Annotated in this window: 1 protein-coding gene; it reads right to left on the bottom strand. The window is 48.5% G+C overall.

Annotated elements, in window-relative coordinates:
- Positions 1 to 125: 125 nt before the first annotated feature.
- The coding region (locus tag Q0526_RS05730) for an ABC transporter permease (RefSeq protein ID WP_298731498.1) at positions 126 to 2,425 on the bottom strand (2,300 nt) is incomplete at its 5' end.

The raw sequence follows: 2,425 nt of genomic DNA, 5'->3' as shown, positions 1-2,425 counted from the left end.
TTTTTTTACACTCCCCGGCAGAGCCGGGGGGTGTCTTTGCGCTAAAGCTAACAAACCAAAACACGCCCCCTCCCGGGCATTTCCGCCGGGAAGGGGCGTGCTTGCGTGTTACGGCGTCCGCGCCGTTACAATTCGTTGATGGTATCGGTGATCGCCATGTTCCGCATACGTTTGGCAGGACCATGGACTGCAGCGATACAGGAAAACACGACCAGCAAAATTATGATTCCGATCGTGCCAAATGGGATGTTCCAGCCACCGCCAAAATGCGTTATGATCACTTTAATATAAATCCAATAATGGAATAACAGCCCCAATGCAATTCCGGTAACGGTTCCACAAACGGCGTAGGTGGCCGCTTCCGCGGTTATCATCTTTGTGACCTGTTGACTGCCCATTCCCACAGCACGCATTACCCCATATTGCTTGATCCTTGCGGATACGCTCATGGAAATGCTGTTCATAATATTCAACACGGTTATTAAGGAAATAATCGCCAGAAAACCGTATGCGGCAATACGGAATACCCAATAAGAGCCATTGGTTTCGCTGTTGGATTCCCGGTTATCTGACACAACATTTCCCGCTGCCAAATCATAGATTTCCCTTACGGCTGCTTCGGGCGCATCTTTTTGCAGTACGACCCCCAACGTAACAAATCCGTTGTCTCCTGTCAGGCGGGTAAATGTTTCTTCAGAACATACCACGGTTGCTGCATCGCTGACACTTCCAATGCCTTCCGATGTGACGCAAGCGATCTCAACCTCTTGATCTCCGATTTTGACTTTATCTCCCACACTCAGGCGATTGCTTTGATTATATACCGCCATCGCATAGTTCCCGTCTCCATACACCTTCTCTATATCGCCGCTTACTACCGAATTTTTGAACTTATCGAGCAGCTGCTCATCATGGGAGAACAGATCAATGGTCGTCTCGTTGCCGTTTACTTCCGCGGGATACGCTGCATATAACCCAAAGCCAAAAACCCAGTCCACACCTTCTACCTGCTCGATCGCGTTCAAAAGGTCCCTGTCTATGGAATTCGTGTCATTTTCACTTGCAATCGTAATATCTGGCGTAAATTCGCTTACTACGGATGGAAGCAGCTTATTGACCACATCAAGGCAGGCGGAAAATGTCAAGAACAATATGATCGTAAGGGCAAAGGAGCCTGTCATCAGGAACAGGTTTTTCTTCCTTCTTGTTGCATGGCTGATTCCAAGAGATGTTTCCATCCTGAAAAGTTTTGTATTGGCTGCATGGACGATTTTTTGGGCTTCCTCTGTATTTCCGGTTACTGCCGCTGCCGGAGAAACCTTTGCCGCCTGTTTCGCGGGGGAATTCGCAGCAATCAAAACAGTAATGATACCGACCAATGCTCCGCAGAGGATGCCCGCCGGACTCACTGCAAAAAGCGGCATATCCGCCAATTCTCCTTTTACAAAGAACCGCAGGATCGCGCAGCATATCCAGCACATCACCGTACCGAGCGCACACCCGATCGGGATCGCTGACTTGCACCAGTTCAGCGCCTCAAGCCTGACATAATTTGCGATCTGCTGTTTGCTTGCGCCTATACAACGCAGCATACCAAAAAAACTTGTCCGCTGCGCCACATTGCTGTTCATGCAGCCTGAGATCATCAACACGCCTGCCGCCAGTATGATGGCTATACAAACGGCTGCGAGCGGATACAGCCCATTAAAGGTCTCGCTGCTGCTGGCCCCCAGAAGGCCCAGAACCGCTGTATTCTCACGAACATTTTCATCCGCAAGATGATACTGCTCTTTCAGATCAGCGATTCTCTCCTTCAATCCGGTCTCTTTGGAAAAACGGATATAAAACTGCGAAACTGTGTTGGCCTCATTTTTGCTGCTGATTTCATCAAAGGCCGTTCGGTTTATATACACACAGCATCCCTGGATCATATTATTGAACTCTATATCATCTTCATAAAATCCAGAAATGGTATATGCAAAATCTCCGGCAGGCGAATGGAGAACGACCTGATCGCCAATGTTGACACCAAAAAGTTCTTTTGCCTCTGCGCTTAAAGCAACTTCGCTTTCCGTCTGTGGATAAGAACCGTCGGCCGGGTACTTCCTAATGTCTGTAAGGTATGCTTCCTCGGCACCATAGATAACCACATTTTTATCGCCCACATAATACCCTTGATCCGCATTTTCGTTTATCTCGCTGTACCATGAAGAATAGGCGACATCAGAACGTTTTATGATTTCCTCTATTTCATTTTCCGGCAGATTTTGCAGGGCAATGTGCCAATCCCCATGATTTCTGCGCATTGCTGTCAATTCGGATTGGGCCCACATCTCCGCCATCGAAAGGATGGAAGTCACCAGAAACACCGCCAGAACAATACAGATCCTTGTCATGCGGTTCTGGCGGCGGTGTACCTTGGCAT

Source organism: uncultured Subdoligranulum sp., assembly GCF_937890665.1.
This window is presented reverse-complemented; position numbering and strand designations above follow the sequence as displayed.